The 252-nt window shown below is 40.1% G+C and carries 1 protein-coding gene; it reads right to left on the minus strand.

The features are described 5' to 3' along the window. Positions 1-86: 86 nt before the first annotated feature. Positions 87-252 (minus strand): HAD family hydrolase (locus KVT11_RS20285; protein ID WP_217609188.1); only part of this gene is annotated, 166 nt, incomplete at its 5' end.

Here is a 252-nt window from a genome sequence, read left to right on the forward strand (position 1 = left end):
TGAAAAAGGCTGTAGCCGAAGCGAAAAAATAACCAGAAATACAAAAAACCCCGTTCATCCAGAATGGGGTTTTTTTGCGTATAAAATTATCTTTCTTTTTGTTTCTCTATAAATGCAAACAGCTCGTGAAGATCGCTGATCTCGTAATCAGGCGCAATGTGCGTATCATTTTTCTTTTGCGTCCGGTTTACCCAGACTGTTGTAATACCTGCCCGTTTCGCACCCAATATATCAGTATTGAGGTTATCTCCG

The organism is Bacillus sp. GbtcB10 (genome assembly GCF_019091365.1).
Taxonomy (GTDB): Bacteria; Bacillota; Bacilli; order Bacillales; family Bacillaceae; genus Bacillus; species Bacillus altitudinis.